Origin of the sequence: Scytonema hankhaensis NUACC26, assembly GCF_045865695.1 — a bacterium.
GTDB lineage: Bacteria > Cyanobacteriota > Cyanobacteriia > Cyanobacteriales > Nostocaceae > Scytonema.
In genome coordinates this window covers 36618-58199 of sequence record NZ_BAACAP010000249.1, presented here as the reverse complement: position 1 = coordinate 58199, position 21582 = coordinate 36618, and the positions used below count along the sequence as shown (strand labels likewise).

General features: G+C 40.4%; 26 protein-coding genes. 11 read left to right on the top strand and 15 right to left on the bottom strand.

What is annotated here, in order from left to right; translation table 11 throughout:
- Positions 1-39 precede the first annotated feature (39 nt).
- A complete protein-coding gene (locus tag ACKTT2_RS46300) occupies positions 40-1683 on the top strand; it encodes an acetolactate synthase large subunit (RefSeq protein WP_407899469.1) in 1644 nt (547 codons plus the stop codon).
- A gap of 77 nt (positions 1684-1760) precedes the next feature.
- Here ACKTT2_RS46300 and ACKTT2_RS46295 read toward each other — a convergent pair whose 3' ends face one another.
- Complete coding sequence (locus ACKTT2_RS46295) at positions 1761-2063, bottom strand: hypothetical protein (RefSeq protein ID WP_407899466.1); 303 nt, start codon at positions 2061-2063, stop codon at positions 1761-1763.
- A 612-nt stretch (positions 2064-2675) separates the two neighbouring features.
- Between ACKTT2_RS46295 and ACKTT2_RS46290 the strand changes: the two genes are divergently transcribed.
- Positions 2676-2996, top strand: a complete 321-nt coding sequence (locus tag ACKTT2_RS46290; protein ID WP_407899464.1) for a hypothetical protein — start codon at positions 2676-2678, stop codon at positions 2994-2996.
- Positions 2997-3078: 82 nt separating this feature from the next.
- Here ACKTT2_RS46290 and ACKTT2_RS46285 read toward each other — a convergent pair whose 3' ends face one another.
- Complete coding sequence (locus ACKTT2_RS46285; RefSeq protein ID WP_407899462.1) at positions 3079-3372, bottom strand: DUF2103 domain-containing protein; 294 nt, start codon at positions 3370-3372, stop codon at positions 3079-3081.
- Between the two features lie 5 nt (positions 3373-3377).
- Positions 3378-3692, bottom strand: a complete 315-nt coding sequence (gene clpS / locus ACKTT2_RS46280) for an ATP-dependent Clp protease adapter ClpS (RefSeq protein ID WP_407899460.1) — start codon at positions 3690-3692, stop codon at positions 3378-3380.
- A gap of 267 nt (positions 3693-3959) precedes the next feature.
- Here clpS and ACKTT2_RS46275 point away from each other — a divergent pair, with 267 nt between their 5' ends.
- A complete protein-coding gene (locus ACKTT2_RS46275; RefSeq protein WP_407899458.1) occupies positions 3960-4703 on the top strand; it encodes a PEP-CTERM sorting domain-containing protein in 744 nt (247 codons plus the stop codon).
- Here the strand turns inward: ACKTT2_RS46275 and ACKTT2_RS46270 are convergent.
- The 5 genes from ACKTT2_RS46270 to ACKTT2_RS46250 all read right to left on the bottom strand — a co-directional run bounded on the left by ACKTT2_RS46270 (position 4656) and on the right by ACKTT2_RS46250 (position 12231).
- Positions 4656-4958 carry a DUF5615 family PIN-like protein gene (locus ACKTT2_RS46270; protein WP_407899456.1) on the bottom strand — a complete coding sequence of 101 codons (303 nt, stop codon included), beginning with the start codon at positions 4956-4958 and terminating at the stop codon, positions 4656-4658. The genes ACKTT2_RS46275 and ACKTT2_RS46270 overlap by 48 nt on opposite strands.
- 48 nt (positions 4959-5006) lie before the next feature.
- A complete protein-coding gene (locus tag ACKTT2_RS46265; RefSeq protein ID WP_407899454.1) occupies positions 5007-5669 on the bottom strand; it encodes a glutathione S-transferase family protein in 663 nt (220 codons plus the stop codon).
- 102 nt (positions 5670-5771) lie between these two features.
- The gene (locus ACKTT2_RS46260; RefSeq protein WP_407899452.1) at positions 5772-6806 is read right to left on the bottom strand and encodes a methyltransferase; all 1035 of its coding nucleotides are present in this window, start codon (positions 6804-6806) and stop codon (positions 5772-5774) included.
- Between the two features lie 259 nt (positions 6807-7065).
- The gene (locus ACKTT2_RS46255) at positions 7066-7575 is read right to left on the bottom strand and encodes a MarR family winged helix-turn-helix transcriptional regulator (protein ID WP_407899449.1); all 510 of its coding nucleotides are present in this window, start codon (positions 7573-7575) and stop codon (positions 7066-7068) included.
- A 135-nt stretch (positions 7576-7710) separates the two neighbouring features.
- Entirely contained in the window at positions 7711-12231 is a 4521-nt protein-coding gene (locus tag ACKTT2_RS46250; RefSeq protein WP_407899447.1) for an AAA domain-containing protein, read from the bottom strand.
- Positions 12232-12492: 261 nt separating this feature from the next.
- Here ACKTT2_RS46250 and ACKTT2_RS46245 point away from each other — a divergent pair, with 261 nt between their 5' ends.
- On the top strand, positions 12493-13221 hold the full coding sequence (locus ACKTT2_RS46245) for an HAD family hydrolase (protein WP_407899445.1): 729 nt from the start codon (positions 12493-12495) through the stop codon (positions 13219-13221).
- A 48-nt stretch (positions 13222-13269) separates the two neighbouring features.
- Here the strand turns inward: ACKTT2_RS46245 and ACKTT2_RS46240 are convergent, their stop codons facing one another.
- On the bottom strand, positions 13270-13719 hold the full coding sequence (locus ACKTT2_RS46240; protein ID WP_407899443.1) for a hypothetical protein: 450 nt from the start codon (positions 13717-13719) through the stop codon (positions 13270-13272).
- Between the two features lie 438 nt (positions 13720-14157).
- Entirely contained in the window at positions 14158-14595 is a 438-nt protein-coding gene (locus ACKTT2_RS46235; RefSeq protein WP_407899440.1) for a DUF6918 family protein, read from the bottom strand.
- Between the two features lie 780 nt (positions 14596-15375).
- Between ACKTT2_RS46235 and ACKTT2_RS46230 the strand changes: the two genes are divergently transcribed.
- The 4 genes from ACKTT2_RS46230 (at position 15376) to ACKTT2_RS46215 (ending at position 17477) form a co-directional block, all read left to right on the top strand.
- Positions 15376-16185 carry a YdcF family protein gene (locus ACKTT2_RS46230; protein WP_407899438.1) on the top strand — a complete coding sequence of 270 codons (810 nt, stop codon included), beginning with the start codon at positions 15376-15378 and terminating at the stop codon, positions 16183-16185.
- A gap of 147 nt (positions 16186-16332) precedes the next feature.
- Complete coding sequence (locus ACKTT2_RS46225; RefSeq protein ID WP_407899436.1) at positions 16333-16650, top strand: hypothetical protein; 318 nt, start codon at positions 16333-16335, stop codon at positions 16648-16650.
- A gap of 147 nt (positions 16651-16797) precedes the next feature.
- Positions 16798-17115 carry a hypothetical protein gene (locus tag ACKTT2_RS46220; RefSeq protein WP_407899434.1) on the top strand — a complete coding sequence of 106 codons (318 nt, stop codon included), beginning with the start codon at positions 16798-16800 and terminating at the stop codon, positions 17113-17115.
- Positions 17112-17477, top strand: a complete 366-nt coding sequence (locus ACKTT2_RS46215) for an aspartyl protease family protein (protein WP_407899432.1) — start codon at positions 17112-17114, stop codon at positions 17475-17477. The genes ACKTT2_RS46220 and ACKTT2_RS46215 overlap by 4 nt, the downstream gene beginning before the upstream one ends.
- 252 nt (positions 17478-17729) lie before the next feature.
- On the opposite strand, the gene ACKTT2_RS46210 is transcribed toward ACKTT2_RS46215, so the two are convergent.
- Together ACKTT2_RS46210 and ACKTT2_RS46205 are read right to left on the bottom strand one after the other, a co-directional pair.
- On the bottom strand, positions 17730-18077 hold the full coding sequence (locus ACKTT2_RS46210) for a hypothetical protein (RefSeq protein WP_407899430.1): 348 nt from the start codon (positions 18075-18077) through the stop codon (positions 17730-17732).
- Between the two features lie 42 nt (positions 18078-18119).
- Positions 18120-18524, bottom strand: coding sequence for a hypothetical protein (locus ACKTT2_RS46205; protein WP_407899428.1), 405 nt, complete (start codon positions 18522-18524; stop codon positions 18120-18122).
- 5 nt (positions 18525-18529) lie between these two features.
- On the opposite strand from ACKTT2_RS46205, the gene ACKTT2_RS52465 reads away from it, so the two are divergent.
- Together ACKTT2_RS52465 and ACKTT2_RS46200 are read left to right on the top strand one after the other, a co-directional pair.
- Positions 18530-18640, top strand: a complete 111-nt coding sequence (locus tag ACKTT2_RS52465) for an IS4/Tn5 family transposase DNA-binding protein (protein ID WP_500691433.1) — start codon at positions 18530-18532, stop codon at positions 18638-18640.
- Positions 18641-18702: 62 nt separating this feature from the next.
- The gene (locus ACKTT2_RS46200) at positions 18703-18987 is read left to right on the top strand and encodes a hypothetical protein (RefSeq protein WP_407899426.1); all 285 of its coding nucleotides are present in this window, start codon (positions 18703-18705) and stop codon (positions 18985-18987) included.
- Positions 18988-19229: 242 nt separating this feature from the next.
- On the opposite strand, the gene ACKTT2_RS46195 is transcribed toward ACKTT2_RS46200, so the two are convergent.
- Positions 19230-19775: a hypothetical protein gene (locus tag ACKTT2_RS46195; RefSeq protein WP_407899424.1), complete on the bottom strand. Its 546-nt coding sequence runs from the start codon at positions 19773-19775 to the stop codon at positions 19230-19232.
- Positions 19776-19985: 210 nt separating this feature from the next.
- Here ACKTT2_RS46195 and ACKTT2_RS46190 point away from each other — a divergent pair, with 210 nt between their 5' ends.
- Complete coding sequence (locus ACKTT2_RS46190) at positions 19986-20414, top strand: IS4/Tn5 family transposase DNA-binding protein (protein ID WP_407899422.1); 429 nt, start codon at positions 19986-19988, stop codon at positions 20412-20414.
- A 577-nt stretch (positions 20415-20991) separates the two neighbouring features.
- Here the strand turns inward: ACKTT2_RS46190 and ACKTT2_RS46185 are convergent.
- On the bottom strand, positions 20992-21258 hold the full coding sequence (locus ACKTT2_RS46185; protein WP_407899420.1) for a type II toxin-antitoxin system RelE family toxin: 267 nt from the start codon (positions 21256-21258) through the stop codon (positions 20992-20994).
- A 3-nt stretch (positions 21259-21261) separates the two neighbouring features.
- Positions 21262-21501, bottom strand: a complete 240-nt coding sequence (locus tag ACKTT2_RS46180; RefSeq protein ID WP_017749546.1) for a hypothetical protein — start codon at positions 21499-21501, stop codon at positions 21262-21264.
- Positions 21502-21582 lie beyond the last annotated feature (81 nt).

Here is a 21582-nt window from a genome sequence, read left to right as displayed (position 1 = left end):
AACCACCAACCACTAACCACTAACTACTGAGGAAATTAAATGAACACGGCTGAACTACTGGTACAATGCTTGGAAAATGAAGGTGTAGAATATGTTTTCGGACTCCCTGGAGAAGAAAACCTGCACGTTCTAGAAGCCTTGAAACACTCTTCAATTCAATTTATTACCACTCGTCACGAACAGGGTGCGGCTTTTATGGCAGATGTTTACGGACGTTTGACAGGAAAAGCTGGCGTGTGCCTTTCTACCCTCGGACCTGGGGCGACAAATTTAATGACAGGAGTGGCAGATGCTAACCTTGATGGCGCACCATTGGTAGCTATCACAGGACAAGTGGGAACAGATAGAATGCACATCGAATCCCATCAATACCTTGATTTGGTAGCTATGTTTGCCCCTGTGACAAAATGGAATAAACAGATTGTCAGACCAAGTATCACCCCAGAACTTGTACGAAAAGCCTTTAAGCGATCGCAAAGTGAAAAACCGGGCGCAGTACATATTGACTTACCAGAAAATATAGCTGCCATGCCTGCAGATGGTAAACCATTGCAAAAAGACAAAATAGAAAAAACCTTTGCATCTTTTGCCAGTATTAGAGCAGCAGCAGCAGTCATTTCTCAAGCCGTTAACCCCATAATTCTTGTAGGAAATGGGGCTATCCGCGCCCAAGCCAGTGATGCAGTCACGCAATTCGCTACCCAATTAAATATTCCCGTTGCCAATACATTCATGGGTAAAGGCATTATTCCTTACACCCATCCTCTAGCATTGTGGGCAGTAGGATTGCAACAGCGAGATTTTATTACCTGTGGGTTTTCTAACACCGATTTAGTCATTGCCATTGGTTACGATTTAATTGAATTTTCTCCAAAAAAATGGAATCCCGAAGGCAAAGTTCCCATTATTCATATTGCAACAACTCCTGCAGAAATTGATAGCAGTTATATTCCTAAAGTAGAAGTTGTAGGAGATATTTCAGATTCGCTTTTAGAGATATTAAAAGTTGCAGATCGGCAAGCAAAACCCAACCCTTACGCTATTAGCTTGCGGGCAAATATTCGTGCTGATTACGAACAGTATGCCAATGATGATGCATTCCCCATCAAGCCACAAAAGCTCATTTACGATTTGCGGCAAGTCATGGGACCAGAAGACATTGTTATTTCTGATGTAGGCGCACACAAAATGTGGATTGCCCGCCATTACCACTGCTACAGCCCCAATACCTGTATTATTTCCAATGGCTTTGCCGCAATGGGAATTGCTATTCCCGGTGCATTAGCAGCAAAACTCGTCTATCGAGATCGCAAAGTTGTTGCAGCCACAGGGGATGGTGGCTTTATGATGAACTGCCAGGAACTAGAAACAGCTTTACGTGTTGGGACACCTTTTGTCACCCTAATTTTTAACGATGGTGGTTATGGATTAATTGAGTGGAAGCAAGAAAACCACTTTGGTAAAGGACGTTCATCCTTTGTCCATTTTGGTAATCCCGATTTTGTCAAATTTGCAGAAAGTATGGGACTCAAAGGCTACCGAGTGGAAGCCGCTACAGATTTAGTTCCCATGCTCAAAGACGCCCTTGCTCAAGATGTACCAGCTGTCATAGATTGTCGCGTAGACTATCGGGAAAACATCCGCTTTACCCAAAAAGCGGGTGAATTGAGTTGTTCTTTGTAATTGTTCGTTGTTAGTGGTTAGTTGTTTACTACTGTACGGGCGCAACGCCTTGCGCCCCTACTAACCCCTAACCCCTATCATTTCCCAAACTTTGCATCAATATCATCTGCAACTGAAGCACCGTGACGAGAGTTAATTTTGAGTGACTCCCCGTTTTTAGGCAAGTCGTAGGTTAAAGGTTGTGTTGCAGAAATTCGCGCTTCTCCCTCCTGTGTTAACGTCTGAGGAGGGTTTTTTGTGATGAAATCTTTCAAGGACTCTATTCTTATTGCTGTAGGTGGAATCGCGGTCTCAAATTCTGGAGTTTTGGCAAGAATATCCAGAGCACGCAAACATCCTTCTGGTTCAAAACCCGCACGGATAGAGGTGAGATAGCCCATTTGGTCTGCTTCTAATTGTTGCTCTTTGCTCTGTAATGCAAACCGTTGGTTTAAATCTTACGGAATGGCAAGAATATTTTAGTTTTTGATATATTTATAAACCTTAAGTATATTTGCGTAAAATTGTAAAATAATTAAAACAATAAGTAGGCATTGTTCACCTAATACCGTCTTTCTTTCGTTCCCAGGCTCTGCCTGGGAATGCATACACTGAGGCGGAGCCTCGCACTTTTTAAGTACACATACAAAAGCATTTTCTTGTACAATGGGCATTTCTGCCCGTTCTGAATAAGAGGCGAGGACACCCACCACATTATGGTTTATTAAGTACGAGAGGCGGAGCCTCGTGGAAGTCATTCCCAGGCAGAGCCTGGGAACGAGGTGAACAGAGCCTGGGAATGAGGTGAGCAGAGCTTGGGAACGAGGTGAAGCTGAAGGGATAAATAAAGATTGTCTTTCGTTCCCAAAGTGACAAATCATTAATAATTTAAAATTCTTTTTATTTGTTTACAAAAAAGCTAGTCATCTATTTCAGTTTGTTACTATTTGCATATCCTAAAAGACTATTCCTTTAGACTAATCTCCAGTGGATTTTTTACGGGATACATACCAATGCAATCATTAAGTTTCATCTGTCACGATTCTGTAGTTGCCGTTTCCTTTGTAGCTTGTATTGTTGGTCTGCTTTTACTGTGGGAACGCAAGCAAAATAACGATGAAGCAGAAGAAACAGAGAAAGTTTTGTTTAGAATGAGCTTTTCGTACTGGCTGGTTTACTGCGTTGCTTTTGCGATCGAGAAAGTTGTTTTACCTGATTGGGAGACAGTCATGATGACTTTGAGAATCGCAGCAGCCCTGTCATATTTCTTAACATTTTCTTGCATTGTCAGTTTACCACTCCACAAACTGGCAATGCGTCATGTTCAGGAGTAGTTATTTGTCATTTGTCATTGGTCATTTGTCATTGGTCATTTGAATAACAAAGGACAAAGGACAACGGACAAAGGACTAATGACTATTTTCTCATCGCAACTGAAATCGCTTCTTCAAGTTGCTCTTTATCTAAGTTTGTTAGAATAAATACTTCTTGCACGGTTTTACCATGACGTGCGATCGCCTTAAAGCCACCCCGAATTGGTACAGATACACGCAATTGTAAATGAGGACAGTGACCTTTCACTCGCCCAATTACCCCAGGCGTTACAGTTTGAATGCCGTTCTGTTGGATCAGACGTTCTAAAATTGGGATGAGACCGCTGATGTGGGTTGAGTGATTCCAGACAAGCCTGCCCTCAGAGGGTTTAGTCATTGTTTTTACGCTGCTTCAAGAGGTGCCATCGTTAATCCAGCACGACGCAGCTGTTGGTGATAAAGTTCAGCTGGTTCTTGCGGACCCACCCAAACAATGGCTTGACCTTCGTAATGCACTTGGTTAGTCAGTTCCCAAGCGCGATCGCTAGTCATACCAGGAATATACTTCACCAAACAGTCGTGAACGTGCTGGAATGTATTAAAGTCATCATTCAAGACTATCACTTTATAATTTGGATATGGCTTGTAAGTAACTTGACTAGACCGTTCAGGAGCTATGGTTGGTACTGTTGCTGCTATTGAAAGTCTGGTAGCCATGATTACCTTGTCCAAAAGCTTAACAAAACTACATTACGATTAACTAGTTTAATTCATTAAGCGTCCGCTATCCGTTTCTTACAGGTAAAAAAATTGGTAGGAGATGAGATAGGGCGGTCATTTGTCAGTCACTTCACTAAATTGATGCCGGCTTTTTGCGTAAATTCCTCAAGCCGCCCCGATAAATTATAAAGACCAAATTATACTGATATACTTGAGAGCACTTGTACATAGAGTGCGCTCATTGCCGATCGCCCTGAATGAAAAATGACACGAATCACCACAATCCTCGGAACTATCTTAGCGATTTTTCTATGTTTTAGCGAAGTTGCACAAGCGCGTACTATTACTAGTATCAGTCCACCCACTGGGCTTGGTCTTGGTGATGTCTTTTGTGCTCAAGTTCAAACCACTGTGGTTACGCCATACCCAAATAATGACAACAGTGTAGCCCCAAGCCCCAATCAGATCGTTAAGTTTCCTGGTTCTTCTTGTACTCCCATAACCTTTAAAACTAATGACTCAGTTGATACTCAAGTATTCGTTGAACCATCAGGAGGGATAACAGAGTATTTCTTCACTCAAACAGTTGTCAATAATACAAGCTCTATCTGGGATGGTTTTACCTTTCAAATTGGATTTGGAGTGAATGATAACTTCGGATCGCCTGAGTTAATTCTTGTTCCACCTGGATTTGCAATTCCGAATTTCGATTTTAGCGTTTCTGGTACTGATGAACCACCCACCTCATCCAAATTTACAAAACTCGATCGAGATGGCTCTTACCGTCTTCTAGCGTCTGGAGGTTCTGTTGCGCCTGGTGAATCTGTTGATTTTACATTTTCAGTCGATGTTCCTGACGATTTTAATGGCGAGAATTTGTACCAATCTTTCACGATTCGTCAAGTTCCTATTGCGCGATCGCTTCCGAGACCTACTTCTACATCAGCTGTATTAGGTTTACTAGTTATTATGGGTGCGGGTTTTGCTTTCAGGCAAAAGCTTTTGTGAAGAATTACTGTTAACAGTAATTTGCTCGTTTCGCGATAAATCTCCCTGGCAAATAAATACAATACCAGCATGGATTTCAGTAGTACGAGCAAACTTTTCAAAATCACGAACATTTGCTGTTATGATTATACGCTCTTCATTAAAAGCGTATTCTAAAACTTGATAGTCTTTTGCACCAAGCAAGCCACGGTCTCTGACAGCAATTGCATCAACAAAAAGCTCGGTACACAAATAACGTGCAACGGCTGAGGTCATTGAGGCGATCGCACTAAATAATTAATATCGCCCTCATGTGTGAAGACCCTACAACCAAGATTGCTTTGCCATCATTGCGGCTACGCGAGATCTTATCGCTGCTAAGATTTCTGGAGTTTGGGTTTTTTGCCACGCCGGACGTGCAGTTAAGCGATCGCACCAAGCACTCAGTTTTGGATATTCACTCAGAGAAATACCACCCCCAGGCAACCACGGTACTATAGTACCAGCTACAGGTTCGGCAAGAGTTATACTTTCACTGCCAAAAAAAGGTCGATTATCGAGCAAACCCTCAAAAAACTTCAGTACTGTTAAGATTTTCTGTTTTGAATGCTCAACTTTTTCTGGATTTGCTCCCGGTAAGTCAAACATCACGGGAGTCAATGGGATTATAGCAGGCATTAATTCATGCACCGTAGCCAGTTGCACCATCCGTACAATTCCCAGATCCTTCGTATCAGTGGGTAACATAGCAGGTGTAGGATACTTTGCCTCTAAATAATCCAATATTGCCAAAGATTCCACCATCTTAAAACCATCATCCACCAAAGCAGGAATTCGGTGAAAAGGGTTAATCGCTAAAAACTCTGGTTTAAACTGTTCGCCATCCAGATTGACTTCCACTTCTTCAAACGAGATTCCTTTTTCCATGAGGGTAATCCAGACACGACGGGAATTCGGTGAAATTGGATGATGGTAAAGCTTTAGCATTAAAGAACCTTAAAGTTTTTGACCAAGTGAGAAGACCCAAACATCAATTATTTCACATTACAGGCAATGGAATCGAATAGAGCGATCGCCTCATTCAGGCGACTAAGGTTTAATTGCCTCAATCAGGCTGGATGGACATTGAGTGGGTATAATTCGAGCTAATTGCAAACCAACGGCGTTGAGGACTTGCTCAAACTCTGTTGCTGACCGTTCGCGCCCTCCAGAAGTGACCAACAGCATCTCTAAATCAGTAAACTTTCCTAGATTGGATTGATTACCAGGCTCAATCACACTCTGCACCATCAAGAGCTTTGCTCCTTGAGGCATAACGCAGTAACAGTTTTGCAGAATTTGAATTGCGTGTTTATCATCCCAATTGGTTAACGTGTTTTTCAAGATATAAGCATCACCGCCTTCTGGAACTGATTCTAGAAAATTGCCGCCAATCGCTTGACAACGATTCTGCAAACCGAGTTTTTCCATGTAAGATTTTGCGCCTTCAGTCACCTGTGGCAAGTCGTAAACAATTCCATTGAGATGTGGATTTGCTTGTAAAATAGCCGCTAGGAATGTGCCTTGTCCGCCTCCGATATCTACCAGCGTATTGATTGATGAAAAATCATAGGCGTGAACGATCGCTGGATTGAAGATCGCACTTGCGCTAGTCATTGCTTGGTCAAAGATTGCCGCAAATTCAGGATTTTGACCTGTGTAAGCAAAAAATGGCATTCCTGTGACCTGCTCAAATGCTGGCTTACCCGTTCTCACGCTGTAAAGCAAGTTTCCCCACATCTGCCAATGCGTTGGTTCACCACCTGACCAAATCGCTAATCCTTGAATAGAATTCGGTACATCACTACGAAGATAATCTGCCATTGGAGTCAATTGAAACTGTCTGGGTTCTGATTCCAAGAAGATCCCGACGCTTGCCAAAGCTCGAAGCAATCGGTAGAGTGACTGTGCATCGACATTCATCGATTCGGCTAGAGTTTCAACGCTTTTAGCGCCTTCAATGAGACGATCGGCAACACCGAGTTGAGCAGCGACACCAATACATTGCGTCATCCAAAACCCGTTCATCATCTGCAAAATTTGCATTAAGGGATTCGGTTGTGAATCAACAGTCGCGATGGACATTTGATTGAGCCTCCAAGGTTTATTTGTAAGAATCACAAAAGCATTCAGCAATTGAACCATTGCGTTGGCGGAGTGTACGTCGCTATTGGTAGTTTTCAAGTTGGCGAGCGTTACCAGCACTATTGCCAGTACGCCTGCAAACCAAAGACTCCTAGAGGCAATATACCCAGAAAGTAACCAGTTTTTCTATTTGTTAGGAACCTGATAGTTAGATTTCTAACTACTATACCAAACATTGGCAGTACAGATTACCCGATAATTACAATTTTTCTGAGAGGTCAATGCCTGAACGCAGTTTTGCCAGCAGTTCGATCAAGGTTTGCTGCTCGCGATGGCTCAGATTCTCCATCCATTCCTTAATCCAAACAAAATGCTGGGGCAGGATTGTATTCATCAGTTCTCTTCCTTTGTCAGTCATGTGAATGGTTAGCATTCTGCGATCTATTGGATGAGGCTGACGGACGATGAGCTTGTCACGTTCGAGTCCATCCAGCAAACTCGTCACCGACGCACGAGTTACACCCGCCCGTTCTGCAAATTCAGACGGTAGTAGTCCGTTTTCATCTGCTTCAACTAACTGCATGAGTAGTGTAAATTTTCCCCTAGACAATCGGTAGTGGGCAAGATAGTTATCTACGGCATTGTAGAAAGCAGTAGAAGTATCCAGAAATGCTAAGCAAGCCTCAACCGAGGGAACATCGATTTCTGGATAGCGGCTTACCATGCGGTGAATAGTCTGTTGGTCAGGTAGTATTAGAGAACTCGCCATAGCTTATCAAGATGTACTTAGAATCCTTATTATAGGATTACTAAACTTAATAAAGTAAGTATTAAAACGAGATACAAATTCATCCGCGTGCATCAGCGTTCATCTGCGGTTCCTAAACTCTTAAATATCCTGACTTCACCCATTTAAAGACAGAACATCAGAAACATCAACAAACCCTCCATAACGACGCACCACCTTAGAAACCTCCTGATACATATTCCCCACCTGACCGACTTTCTGAGTAAATAAATCGTGACACCCAACAATCACAAGTAATTCTTGAGCGCGAGAAAAAGCCACGTTAACCCGTTCCGGTTCCTTAGCAAATCCAATATCCTTTCTGTTATTATTACAGACTGTACTCACAATAATCACAGGTCGTTCCATACCTTGAAAAATATCAACAGTACCAGTCCGAATATTTAAAGACGGAAACTTATCAGTTTCAATTCTATCCTTAATCGCTCTCAACTGAGCGCTATAGAAAGTAATAATTCCCACTTCCTTTTGAAGTTGACCATCAGCCACTTTTGGAAACCATGCTCTCTCCATTTGTTCGCATAGCTTTTCAATAATATCGACTTCTCGCGTATTAAACCGAGAAGTCCCCTCTCTTTGTTCTGCAAAACCTTGTTCCACTGGTGTTTTCACCCAAAGAATGTGATTATTCTCTTGAATAATTGGACTTTCTAAATAATGAGCGCGTTTCGTATCTGGTTCTGGGAGACCGCAAGTTAATCGATGCTGGTAAAACTGATTAATAGCACCCATAATTTGGGGATGCATGCGATATTGAATTGTGAGCATTTGCTTGATACTTGGATGAGCAGCTTCAAACTGCATTTTGAACAAAGATTCTTTGACAAAACTGAGTTCATCTTTTGTCATCTTCAGTTCTTCCGCTATATCATCTATCGTCTCTTCATGTAGCAAAGGCGGTAACTGTCGATGATCGCCCACCAAAACTATTTTTTCGCCTTTTAAAGCCGGAATTAATAATTCTGGAGGCGTGCATTTACTAACTTCATCAACAATGACAACATCAAAACTGGGAAATTCTTTAGAAAAATCTCCTCTTGCTGCTTGAACGCAAGTGATACCAATCACGTTCGCATTATTTATATAGATCTCTTTCAAAGCATTGCGATCTTGAGGAGAGGGATTGCGGAGTTTACCTATCCAATCTTGCACAAAATTTTGATAGCGTTTGAGATAACTTTCTTCTTTATCTAGTTCTCTTTGCCATGAGTCAAATTGTGCTTTGACTTGATGTAAAAACTTTAAAGTAAACAAACTTGTAGATGGTATATCAGGTTTGTATTGCTTGGGTAAACTTTGCCATGCTTTCTCCCACCACTGGCGTTCGTGAATTAAATCTTCTGGAATTTGCGATTGAGCTTTTCGATCCAATTCATTAAGTTTGTTTTGTAATTCTTCTATCTGAAGTTTTGCAGTTTCGCATTCTGCTTCTGACTTAACCCGATGCTCCTCCAAACAAGTTTTGATAATTTGAAGAACAGCAAAAGGATCTAACGCAGCAATCAAAGGTTTTAACTCTTTTGTAGAAGGTTCCCAAGATTCTACTTGTGTTAAAAACTGTTTTGGTTTTTCCCAAATGGACGATCGCTCCATTAGATAATGTTCTGTAAGAATCCTCAATTTTTCTGGAAGATTTTGGTGATGAGTCAATTTCTGCAAAAGATTTGTAACTTTGTTGAGCTTTAAATCTCCCTCTTGCTGAGCTATTTCAAACTGATGTTGAGCAGCAGATATTTTTTGCTGTTGGGTTGCTGTAACTTTCTGAATTTCTCCTAGCTGCTGTTGCCAATACTGAATTTGTTTGTCTGTTTCTGTTTTAACTGATAAAACACATTGACGAGCATTAACAAGGATATTTTCTAAGAGTTCTTTTACAAGATAGTTAAGAGTTACCTCGATATTCCTTGGTTCCCAAGATACGCCATACATCTGTTGCATTTGATTGAGAAAATGCTGTGTATTCTCAATGAGAAGAGGACGTTGATTTGAGGCAATATATGCATAATTTTTATATTTTTTAGCGAGTTCTTGCCATTGTTGATGGTAATTTGCTGACAGAACCATGGGAGTTTGACTTAAACTTTGGTAGAAAAATTCGCTAAATCGGTGCTGCTTACCTCGTCGATCGACAAAACCACCTTCTACCTCGTAAGATAAAGCATTTTTCAACTGTACCCAATTGGGAAGATGATCGATTTTATTAACCTTATAATTTTGAGGAACAAGTGGTAAATTTAAGGTTCGAGCAATCATCCACAATCCTGCTGGTAGTTGAATCAGTTCATCAGTTAATAGCGAACCTGTTTGACGGCAATTGTCTAAGAGTTGATACAATCTAGTAGTTGCCGTTAATTTCCATTCTTTGACTGCATTGATGACAAAATCTAATTCACTTTTCCGACTTAATAAGTTTTTTAGTTTTGTTTCTATATTCTGCTGTTTTGTCAAGCTTTGCTGGTAATCTCTTTGTAACTGTTGAAAAGCATCAGATCTTTTCTTAAAAAATTTTACTGATTCAGATACTTCTTGCATATATTGGGCTGCATTTCGAGCGTCATTGGCAACTATCTCAAATTCTGATATGACTGTTGCTACAGTTTCTTGCAACCAAACTGCCAATCCAAAAGCACCACGGTTGGGACGAGTAAAACCTAATGCAGCAACTTTAGTTAGGGCTGTGCGGACATTGGTAACAAAGTTTTCAACAGATTGGTTGCCATTTGTATAGGGTTTTAACAGTGGTAAAAAGTTGGCAACTTCTGGACTATCCCAATCAATATGGGGTGTGCTTTGAAGAATATGGTCTAATCTTGCTTTGAAAGATTGAACTTCAGTTATAGTATCTAATCTTTGTTTGTAAATGGTATCATATTGTGTGTAGGCTGATTCTAAATTTGTCCTTTCTGCTTGTAATTGTTTTTGTGATTCCTGAAACTCTTCTTCAACTTTAAGATATTTAGCAAATCTTGATGATGATTGTAATAGATTTTGATAAATTTGTACGTTTTCTTGACGTTTTGTGAGATTATTTTCGCAATCGTTAGCCGTATTTTGCAGCCATGTTCCGATCGCATTATCTTCTAAAAAAGGCTGTCCTTCTTCTTGCACTTTTTCAGCTTTTCCCTTCCGCAAAGCACGGATAACAGGGCTGTGAACTAATCGACTCAAAGCATTATCGACTGCTAAATTGGCTTGAGATGCAATCAGTGTCTTTCCACCTCGCAAAGCAACTTGATAGCAAATTTCAGCAATAACTGTAGTTTTACCCGTTCCAGGAGGTCCTTGAATCAAAACCATATCGGGTGCAGAAAGTACCGCTTCAACTGCAGCTATTTGATCGGGATTTGCATCTCGTTTTAATAAATCTTGAGGTTTTAGTTTAATGATTTTTGATGGTTGCTTAGCTTTGGAAGCATCAAATAAGAATTGACCTAATAGATGATTTTGCGATCGCCCTTGTCGCAAGTTATCTAAAGCCTTTTTCTTTTGATTGATTTGATGTAAGTCACCCGCAGCTTCAAAATATAAAAATCCTTTCCGAGGAAGTTGGAAGCGTCCCCGATTTAAACGTTCTACAAAATCGGAATCTAACCTAATACGGATTTTACTTTCTTCAAAATCGATATCTGCAATTATCCCCAATTTTTCTCCGTCTCGTTTGTTACTATATTGAGGCGAGGAATCAAATAATAATACATCTTCATTCCGGGCTTTTTTAGCACGTTGCCAAAAGTCATTTTCATCCAACTTATTTGTAGAAGAACCATCAAGAGTTGCTGCATCTGCATCGATTTCAAAAGTCACTCGTCTGATATTTCCACCATAGTTATGATTTTGAAAAGGTACGCAAAATTGGCGAGATTGAGCTATACGTTCTTCTACTTCTAAAAATGCATTCCAAACTTGTAGCTGTTTTTTTGATGGTATGACCAGTTCTCGAACAATATTTTTGGAATTATTGTTTCTTGTATATATAGCTTCTACATGAGTCGATCGATCTGCTTTAACGACAGCAGAAATCCGAACAACTCTATTGCCATCTACTGCTTCAATAGACAAAGAACCTGAGAGAATCGTTCCGGTAGGAATATCTCGTGCATCCAGTATTAAGCACAAATCCTGCACACCTGGAGATAAGTGAGAATCTTGTACTCTCAACCAACTAACATCAGAGACAATTTTACACGGTGTCCCTAATTGTACTGTCCAAGAACGTTCGATTTGGCGATCGCTTTCTATTTCTCCAAAGTCCAACACGGCGGGAACATCCCAATTCGCCCGATCCCATGTCACGTGAGGTGCAATTCCAGTCAACCTAACAGATTGACAAATTGGGGCTGTTTCTTTTGTTGCTGAGAGGGCTATCTCTCCCTTGTCTCCACCAACAGTGCGAGCGATCGCTAAATTTTCCAGTCGCACCCCAGGAACTTGCACTACCAATGCTGGTTCATCAACGGCAAAAATTACAGTCTCTGCACCTGTACCGCGAAGAGTCAGGGATTTTTCGATAGTGAACGGTCCCTTATATTCCCCAGACTTCAAGCTGATTTCCGCACCATCACGGACAATTTGCAGCAATTCAAGAAAGTTTTCTGGTTCAGCTTGAAATGATGGCATCGTTACCTCGGAGAGTTGGGGGTTGGAAAGGGAGATTTCGTAAGGTACAGAATAATAATGAATTAACCGCAGATGAACGCAGACGAACGCTGATGAATCTTTACCTTAGCAGACTAGGAAGCGCTATATATTATAGTTACCGAAATTTTGATATAGTAACAGACTGAGAAGGTTTGTTTTCACGATGGTAATAAGAAAAGTTATAGTCATGCGATAAGCCGGGTACGGCTTGCGCCAAAGGCGAATGCTAGGAGATTTATTTTGGTAACAGTACAATGTAAAAGCGTCACTTTTTCCAATATCCAGGCGATTCTGTTTGACAAAAACGGGACTCTAGAAGATTCAGATGCTTATTTACGCGCCCTTGCACAGAAAGGCGCAAGGATAATAGACGCACAAATTCCTGGTATTGGAGAACCACTGTTAATGGCATTTGGTGTTAGTGGTGATACCTTAGATCCAGCAGGTTTAATGGCGGTAGCTAGTCGTCGAGAAACAGAGACGGCGGCGGCGGCTTACATTGCAGAAACTGGGCGGGGATGGTTTGAGTCGTTGGCAATATCCCGTAAAGCGTTGGATGAAGCCGAGAAGTACGTTAGCCAAACACCTTCACCTCTGTTTGCTGGGACTTTGGAAGTTCTTCAGTCTTTGTCCCAAGCAGGGTTGAAACTTGGTATTCTTTCAGCAGCGACAACTCATGAAGTTCGTAGTTTCGTACAAAATCATCAATTAAGCGACTTTATTCAAGTGACAATAGGAGTTGATGAGGGACCGAGTAAACCAGACCCCATTCTATTTGTACGGGCATGTCAAGCTTTGGGAGTCGAACCTAGTGCGACACTGATGGTGGGAGATTCTGTAGGTGATATGCAAATGGCACGTAATGCCAAAGCAGCCGGTTGCATTGGCATCACCTGGAATGGGAAGTCGGAGAATGTTAAAGGTGCAGATGTGGCGATAAATCGACTCGAGCAAATTGTAGTGGTATGATGGGCTTTTCGGCCCGTACCACAAGACAGCAATCCAAAATCTTATGACTTATCCTAAAAAAAACTCTAGTAAAAACGGGTAAAACTTAGTAGCCAATAACTCAAACTTCTCTCCAATACCATCAGGTGACGTAATCCTATACCCCATACCATTTAACCAATTAAAATTATTTCCAGGAATATAAATTAAGTGAGCCATTCCTTGTGAATAGTAACCAGATAAAATCAAAGTCTTGATTTTTGGAAAAAACATCACTCTAAAGTTCTTAGAGGAACGCTTGCCTTTAAAAGTCAGCGATAAATTCTCACTTCCTATTTTTGGAGATAACAACTCAAATTGAGTTTTTGGCAGTACTAAAGCTGCACAATCTTTTCCAATAAGTTGCGAGTAGATCTGAAACAGGGTTTCTGGAAACACCAAACTAGCCATATGAGCAGCTTCTGTCTGGATATCTGATTGTACGGTGTGAAAAAGATCCCCTGCGCCTGTGGTGAACATGTTTTTTCCTTCGATGATAGATTTAAAAATTGTTTGATGACAGATCGATATGATGTAACAGCTAAGATTTTCGCATAATTAAATTTTCTACAATAAAAGTTCAATTAAATATTTTTGCTGTTAGCTTCCTGGATTTATTTACTTAGTAAAATAGGCAGAAAAAATGAAGATTTTGTGAAGACTCGGAAATTAGAATCACTGTCGCGAATCTCATACAACCATTGCAGTTTCAGCCTTTATTAAATATTGTGACTTATAAAAACTTGACAACTGTGTGGTGGACTCTACATTAAAAGTAGCGATTTTTCGGCATTGCTGAGGAGACGAGTTGGGGATGAGGGCAATTTCTTGCACAAAAGAAAATCCCCACTTTAACCTCCTGTTGGTTGGTTAAAGTGGAGTTTTACTTGTATAGTCGCGACTTCTAGTCGCAAAGACTTAATTCTTCGTATAGTTATCAATGACCTTGGCTAGACCCGGTACAGCTTCCTCCACATGCTTCTTAGCTGAGTTACGGAGTTTGGTATATACACCTTTCACAGTTGTGTTGTTGCTTTTTGAGATTCTTTCATCTGTAACGCTAAGCAACGCATCTGCGGTACGAGAACGATTTTGAACTAGATGTGCAACTGGATCTCCTGTTTGTACGCCCTCATTCCAAATAGGGTCGAGTGCTGTAAAAGATTGCGGTAGAAGTCGTTCAATAGCAGTTGTGCAATACGTGGGCGCAATTCCTTTAACAGCAGCATAACCAGCTTTCAAAGCTAGCCCAGAAACGCCTCCCATAGAAGCCACTTGTTCGTCCAACAATTTTGTACAGTCAGCTACAACCCTATCCTTTTTATTTGGGTTGTCAAGACCATCACTAAGTCCCATTTCAATATCTCCTTATGATAGAAAAATAACTAATGTTTATTCAGTTTCTGGTTGCTAGAAAGTAGAAACTGACAGAAGTGCAAATAGAAAGCTAGAAGAAATATTTCAACTTTCTCATATGACTTGAATAGAAAAATCTTAGTAAAAGCAACCTGGAAGAATGACTAAAAAAGCTAATTTTTCTAACCTTTTCATCTTTATCCTTTGGGATTATGTTAATTTTCTTTAACTGTTATAACCATATTTGCTTTCTATGTCAACTAAAAACAAACAGAACAGACAACCAATAACACTTATACTTTGTGAAGTAGGAAAAGAAAGCAAGTTCATCAAGTCTTTAATTAATAAGTCAGAAAAGTGAGGATTTAGGTAAGTCTTGACAATTCCAGTCGGATTTTTGGAGATGTCTTAGAACTCACTAAGATTCTTTTTTGTAAAGAAATATAAAATTTGTAATTGTTTGTATATTTAATTACTCCCTTCCCCCTCCTATGATTACCTAAACAGTAGGGTGGGCACTGCCCACCAACGCTCGGTCAATGGTGAGCACCCACCCTACAAGTAGGAGTGGAATTTTAGAGCGGAACGCGAGTAATACCAATTCTCCAAATGATTGCTACACACGCTACACACGATCCCCCATTATCCACGCCCTTACGGATAACTCATACTTAAGGTGGGAGAAATCTTGAGTGGCTTGTAAATAACACATCAAAAGCGAAATTTTCGCTAATATGACAAAAAGTAAAGAGTGTATTGACAATATAATGGGTTAACTCCATGTTCAATTTAGCTACGTGCGTTAGTGAAACTTACCGAAGGTATCGCTCTGTAAGTCAGTGGCTTGGTTTGAAAGCAACGCTTGCTCAATGGTTGACAACCCCTGTTGTTGTCGTATTGCCACTCTTATTTCTCGTTTTGTTACCTTGGATCATTCCCCGACTGCGTTGGAAACGTGTCATTAGTGGTGTGGGAGCATTGTTACTCGTTCTATACTTTAGCGCCACTTTTCCACTCACTCTTGCAGTTGCAAAAAAAGGATTAGTTGCTTTTATACCCCCTGACTCTGGTACCACTGTCGATGCAATTGTGATACTAGGGCGGGGGAAACCTTTTAGAAAGTCGCGAGTGGAAGTTGCAGCCGAACTTTGGCAAGCGGGTCGCGCACCTGTTATTTTTGCTAGTGGTGCAGGTGATGGTTCGGAAATTGTCGAGCAACTTAAAGAAAAAGGTATTCCTGATTCCGCATTAAGCGAAGAGAATTGTTCTGAGACAACTAGAGAAAATGCACTCCTGACCGCATCAGAATTGCAACCACGAGGAGTCAAGAAAATTTTGTTAGTAACCGACCCGCCTCATATGTTGCGATCGTTACTAACCTTTCAGAGTATGGGTTTTGAAGTCACTCCACACGTTAGCCCCGTACCAAGTGAGTTATCTTCGAGTAAAACAGCACTACTTTTGTTTTCTGAGTATATGGGCTTATTTAGCTACGGTATTCAAGGGCGATTTTTGCCTCAAGATGAAGTTGCTAAAGAAATTACTCCACCAGTTGCAAAGAGCAGAAATTTACAAACAGGGAATTTGTAAGGGAGCATTCCAATTTGGAAAAAGCAAAATAAATTAACCATCTTGTGGGATGGGCGTCCTCGCCCGTCCTATATTTTGTTTTGACTGTGCTTATTGCATGAAATTGCTAGTCTATAGTTATGAGGAACAGTAAAAAATAAACACACCATGACTCAATTATCTAGTAACCGCACTCCACGGCGGGGAAGAATATTTCCAGAACGTCAATTATCTCCAGAAGAGATAGCAAGACGTAAAGAGGAAGATGAAGTATTTGCTAAGCGGTGTCGTCTAGTTTTTGATAGGGTTCAACCCGAGTTAATAAAAAACCATTACGATTGGTTTATCATTATAGAGCCAATCAGTGGTGATTATTTCATCGCTCCGGATGAAACCGTTGCTAGAAAAAGAGCTGGTGAAAAACATCCTGACAAACTAAGATTAATTATGCGTCTTAATGAGACGGGAACGTGCGGTAGAATATGATTTCATGAGAGTTTAATAGTAAAGAAGAGTTAATTTTTGAAATCTTCACTTGGATAAGTGCAATCGCGAAGCGCAAGCCGTACCCGGCTTATCGCAAGAATATGCTAGTCTATAGTTATGTTTTTTTAATGAAAAGATAGACACAGTATGAATCAACTCTCTAGTAACCGCACCCCACTTCGCGGAAGGGTATTTCCAGAACGTCGATTATCTCCTGAAGAAATAGCAAGACGAAAAGTAGAAGATGAAGTATTTGCTAAGCAGTGTCGTCTAGTTTTTGATAGAGTTCAACCAGAGTTAATAAAAGACCATTATGATTGGTTTATTATCATAGAGCCAGAAAATGGCGACTATATCATCGCTCCAGATGAAACAGTTGCAAGACAAAAAGCCCGCGAGCAATTTGGTTCTAAAATGAGGCTCATGATGCGAATAAATGAGACTGGAGCCTGCGGCACAATATGATTTCGGGCGAGTTTAATAGTAAAGGAGAGTTAATTTTTGAAATCGGATTAATTGCTACTGATAGTGATATAGTTCCAGTCAACGCAATTTTAGATACAGGTTTTACAGGTTGGTTAGCAATTGACAATCAAGATGCTGACAGTCTTGGTTGGTTACTTGAGTCTCAGAAAGAACAGATGCGGACAGCACGAGGAGAAGCACGATTTAATCTATATCAGGGAACCATACTGTTAGATGGACAGGAGTATACAATTCCAGTTTTGGGTGGAGATGACCTTCCTGATATTCTCTTAGGTGTAAATTGGTTGCAACTCAAGCGACTTGTAGCAGATTTTTCAGCAGGAGTTTTGACTCTTGGATAAGTGCGATAAGCCGGGTACGGCTTGCGCTTCGCGATCGCAGAAAAATGCTATTCTTCTGTGTGAGCAGCATCACATCTATTTTGATCTTTCAGTCTATACACATAAATATGGGAGCATACCAAAAGTGTAGAAACCTTACTTACCCCGAGCCCCTTCTCCCTACTGGTAGAAGGGGAATTATCGGTCTACTTACTTTAGGAAAAGGGATCTCTTATCGAGAATCTTGGAAAGGTAAACAGGGAAAAAATCTTGTTAACAACCTCTGCCATCCCGAACAACCAGTTCTAGCTTATTTTTTAAGTCTTGTGACACAGGTAGATTACGAATTTCAGCTAAAAGGTTGCTATGTGACTCATTTATTCGTCGTTGGCAGTAAACTCCTACAAGAAAATTCTCAATACCGACTTTAGCTACAGCATCAGCAACTAAGCCTGCAACTCCAAGAACTGCAATACCACCAATCATTCCAACGGGTCCACCAAGGGCAGCCAGTGCTGTTGTCAGAGCCGCACCACCAGCAAAACCTGTAGTAGCTATTGTAATTGCTAGCAATACGCCCGGTAATCCCAAAGCAGCAACCTTTCTAATAATTTCATCCATATGTCTAGTTATCTTTAAATTTTCTATTCCAAATAACGTTTTTTAACATTCCCATTCATGGTCTGGATCGTCAAGTGCGGCTCTTACTGATGTCAAATCGGCAAGGTCTTTAAATGGGCTAGATTTTGTAATTTCTGTTATTGAATGTAGGGCTAAAGCTAATTGATTATTATCTCCTTCAGCTAGCGCTCGCTCGACTTTTTCAAAGAAAAAGCTAAAGTTTTTAGCACGTTCATCAAATGAGTGTTCAAGATACTTTACCAAAGCATCTCGCCGAGCATTAATCTGAGTAATAGTTGTTTTTTCACAGGCTTCTATACCACGCCGTTTAGTTTGCTCTTCTTCCGCAACTATTTTGTATTCAGTGTAGGCTTGAATAATATCACGTAAGCATTCAGCAGCCGAGCCTCCACTAACAACTTCTACAGGAACTTTCTTGAGTATCATGTCTGATGTCAATTGGCAGAGCTTTAAGCCAAGGATTTGGCAAGGCGCTGTCAGAAATCTTCATTAGTGCAAATGTACTTAAGAGATCTGATGAATTTTTGCCAATCCTAAAGTAGAATTTGCCAAACTAATAGAGCCACACTGCCAAATAACAACTGAAATCGTTGCGGAGCGCCATTTGGTACTGTGTGTTGAAAATACCACTTTTCTTAATTATGGTAATATTATCATAAAACGAGTTGGTTATGGTCCCATTGACAATGGCGGTAATGGTTTAATACTGCATAGTGCTTTAGCTATAGATCCGCAACAGGGTCAACCGATAGGTATGTTGTGGCAGAAGCTATGGAATCGGGAGCCAAAACAGAAGCCACCCAAAGATGAAACACCAGAGCAAAAGAAACAACGGCAAGCTCAAGCGCGAAAAGCAGCAAGAGAAACCTATTTCTGGCTAAATTTTTAGGTCTAGTTTTTAGCGATTCTCCTTCGGAGACGCTACGCGAACGCATTAAAACTGAGTGCATAAATGTTCGATTAACATAACACCCATATTCTGCACTTTATGTCAACTACTTGTACTCGATCGGCGCTCTAAGCTGTGGCGCATCTAAGTTGTACTTTTTGGAGCTTGAAAGCCTTACTGTGAGGTTTTCAGCTTTAACAATTAAGTGCATCTCAGCTTAGCAGCCCTTACATAGTAAAGGTTTACTCAGGTGTAATTCTACTGCCTGAATAGTTAGACACGAATGGACCGCCTGTATTTGGTAGCAGGACAGGATTTTGAGGAGTGCTATTTATATCGTAATTGTCATATGAGGCAGTCCCGGTTATTGTCTGAGTTTTTGGATGGAAAATTAACTTATATGTCGTGATACTGATGCTAGAAGCTAATCCCTCGCGTGTTTGATAATTGAAATTAAACACTTTGGCAACAATCTCCTTTCCTATACACTTCCAGCTACCGTGTGCTGAACCAAAAGGTTGGTTATTCACACTGGTCGTATCCGGATCGCCGCCTGCATTTGAGTCAGTAGCAATCAGGTTGCCATCTTTGTTAAAAGCGATCAGTTCACTATAAGTTGTGGCAGGATCGCTAATTGAGTTAGCTGAGTTAGCTGTTGCTAGGTATGTGCCTACAACTGATTGGCAACCGTTTTCCTTCAATTCATCAGCCACAGCTTGACGGGAAATCATCAAAGTTGGAATCGTCAGTGCTAATAAGGCACAAGCTGTGCCAAAGATTCTCTGCATAAACTACCGAAAAAATACTAAATGATGACAAATCTTACCTTTGTTTTGGCATCTGCTCATATGAAGAATTATGAACCTATCCCACTAATAGAATCCTTTGAATCCATATATGGATCTGACTTTTCACGGGATGTGGAAAAGGAAAGGTGGTTCGCGAGAATTAGTGGCGAACCGCTCTCTGATTAATCCTTAGTTGAATTTTGATTAGCAATGATGAAACTTTTAGAAACAAATCCGTATAATGACTATAATTTTTGTGACAAACGCCTCAACGTGAGAGCAGCTTTAATTGCGGATGCCTTGCAGGTAAATTATGGACTACCGCTATCACAAGTATTTGCCAGCGCAAGTACCTTGCGGCGCGGTTACGAATTTTTCTCTAATCCTAAAACAACATTTGCTAAATTGACACAACCTTCTTTTCAATTAACTGCACAAGAAATCAACGGCATACCAATAGTTTTAGCGGTGGGTGACACAACCTTTCTGGACTACAAAAAAATAGTCGAAAAACGAGATGATTATGGTCCGACAGGGAACGGTGGAAATGGATTAATTTTGCACAGTTGTTTAGCTGTAGAATCTGATTTTGGTCAACCACTAGGAGCTTTTATGAGAGAAATTATGGCATCGAGATAAGAAAATCTCTCCACCAGATGGGGAAACACCAGATCAGAAAAAAAAGCGATTAAAAAAAGAGCATAAAGCTAAAAGAAAACAGGATTTTAAGTCGAAAGAATCTTATCGATGGGTAGAAGCATTCCAAAAATCGGCTAGTGGTTCGCCACTAATCCTCGCGAACCACTTTGACTTTTCCACATCCCGTGAAAAGTCAGGTCATTTGTCTTATCACCAAAAGTAACTATTCTAAAGTCGAAGCAGCTTTCAAGACACTTTAAGTCTTGGGTGGAACCTAAATCTTACTCCCTTCCCACTAAAAGATTACTAACAAGGTATTATAAAAAATACAAATATGCAACAAAAAAAATCTCTCGTTTTTACCGTTTATACCAACAGAGAGTATAACTGGTTACAGAAGCACAGCAGTTAGAGAAAAAGTGAACTAGGGAAGGATATCACGAGGCGATCGCGAAATACCAGCAAGCCTTGAAAATTGCTTAAGAATTAGGGCTGAGAAAAAAAGAAGTAGAAATATTGGTGTATGTTGGAGCCTAAATGGACATACTTTTAGTTTTTATTTGCTTGATTTTATTTATCAACTTTTATTTTTATAGACCTCTCCCCGACCAGCCACTTTGATAACAGTAACTAACAATACATCGTCTTCTATTTCATAAACTACTCGATAACTTCCAATTTTAATTCGGTAGGTATTTTCTTCGCCTTTCAACTTTTTCACCCCACTAGGGCGAGGTTCTGTGGCTAAAGCATCTATTTTTGGTTGTATGCGGTCTTGCAAGTCTTGAGGTAATTTCTTAAACATCTTTCTTGCACTAGGAGAGAATTCAACTGTGTAAGTCATCAATTAAGCCACGTCTTGTTTTCTCTCTTCAGCAATTTCTTTTTTAATTTCTTCCCAAGAGAATGTACCGTGTAAGCGTATCTCTTCTCTGGCTTCTTTAACAGATTTTAAATCCTCTTCATCCTCTTCATCTTCAATGTTTTGTAAGAGTGCGAGTATTTCATCTAAGGTACAGTCATAAGCTTGATTTAGCAGTACGTTGATAGCTTTGATTATTTCTTGTCTTTCGTGTTCTGTTTTCATTATTTAATCTCCTTACTTTTTCTATTTCCGACTTTAGTTTCACCTAAAGGTTGTTCATTTGTATCAATGATACCCATAGCT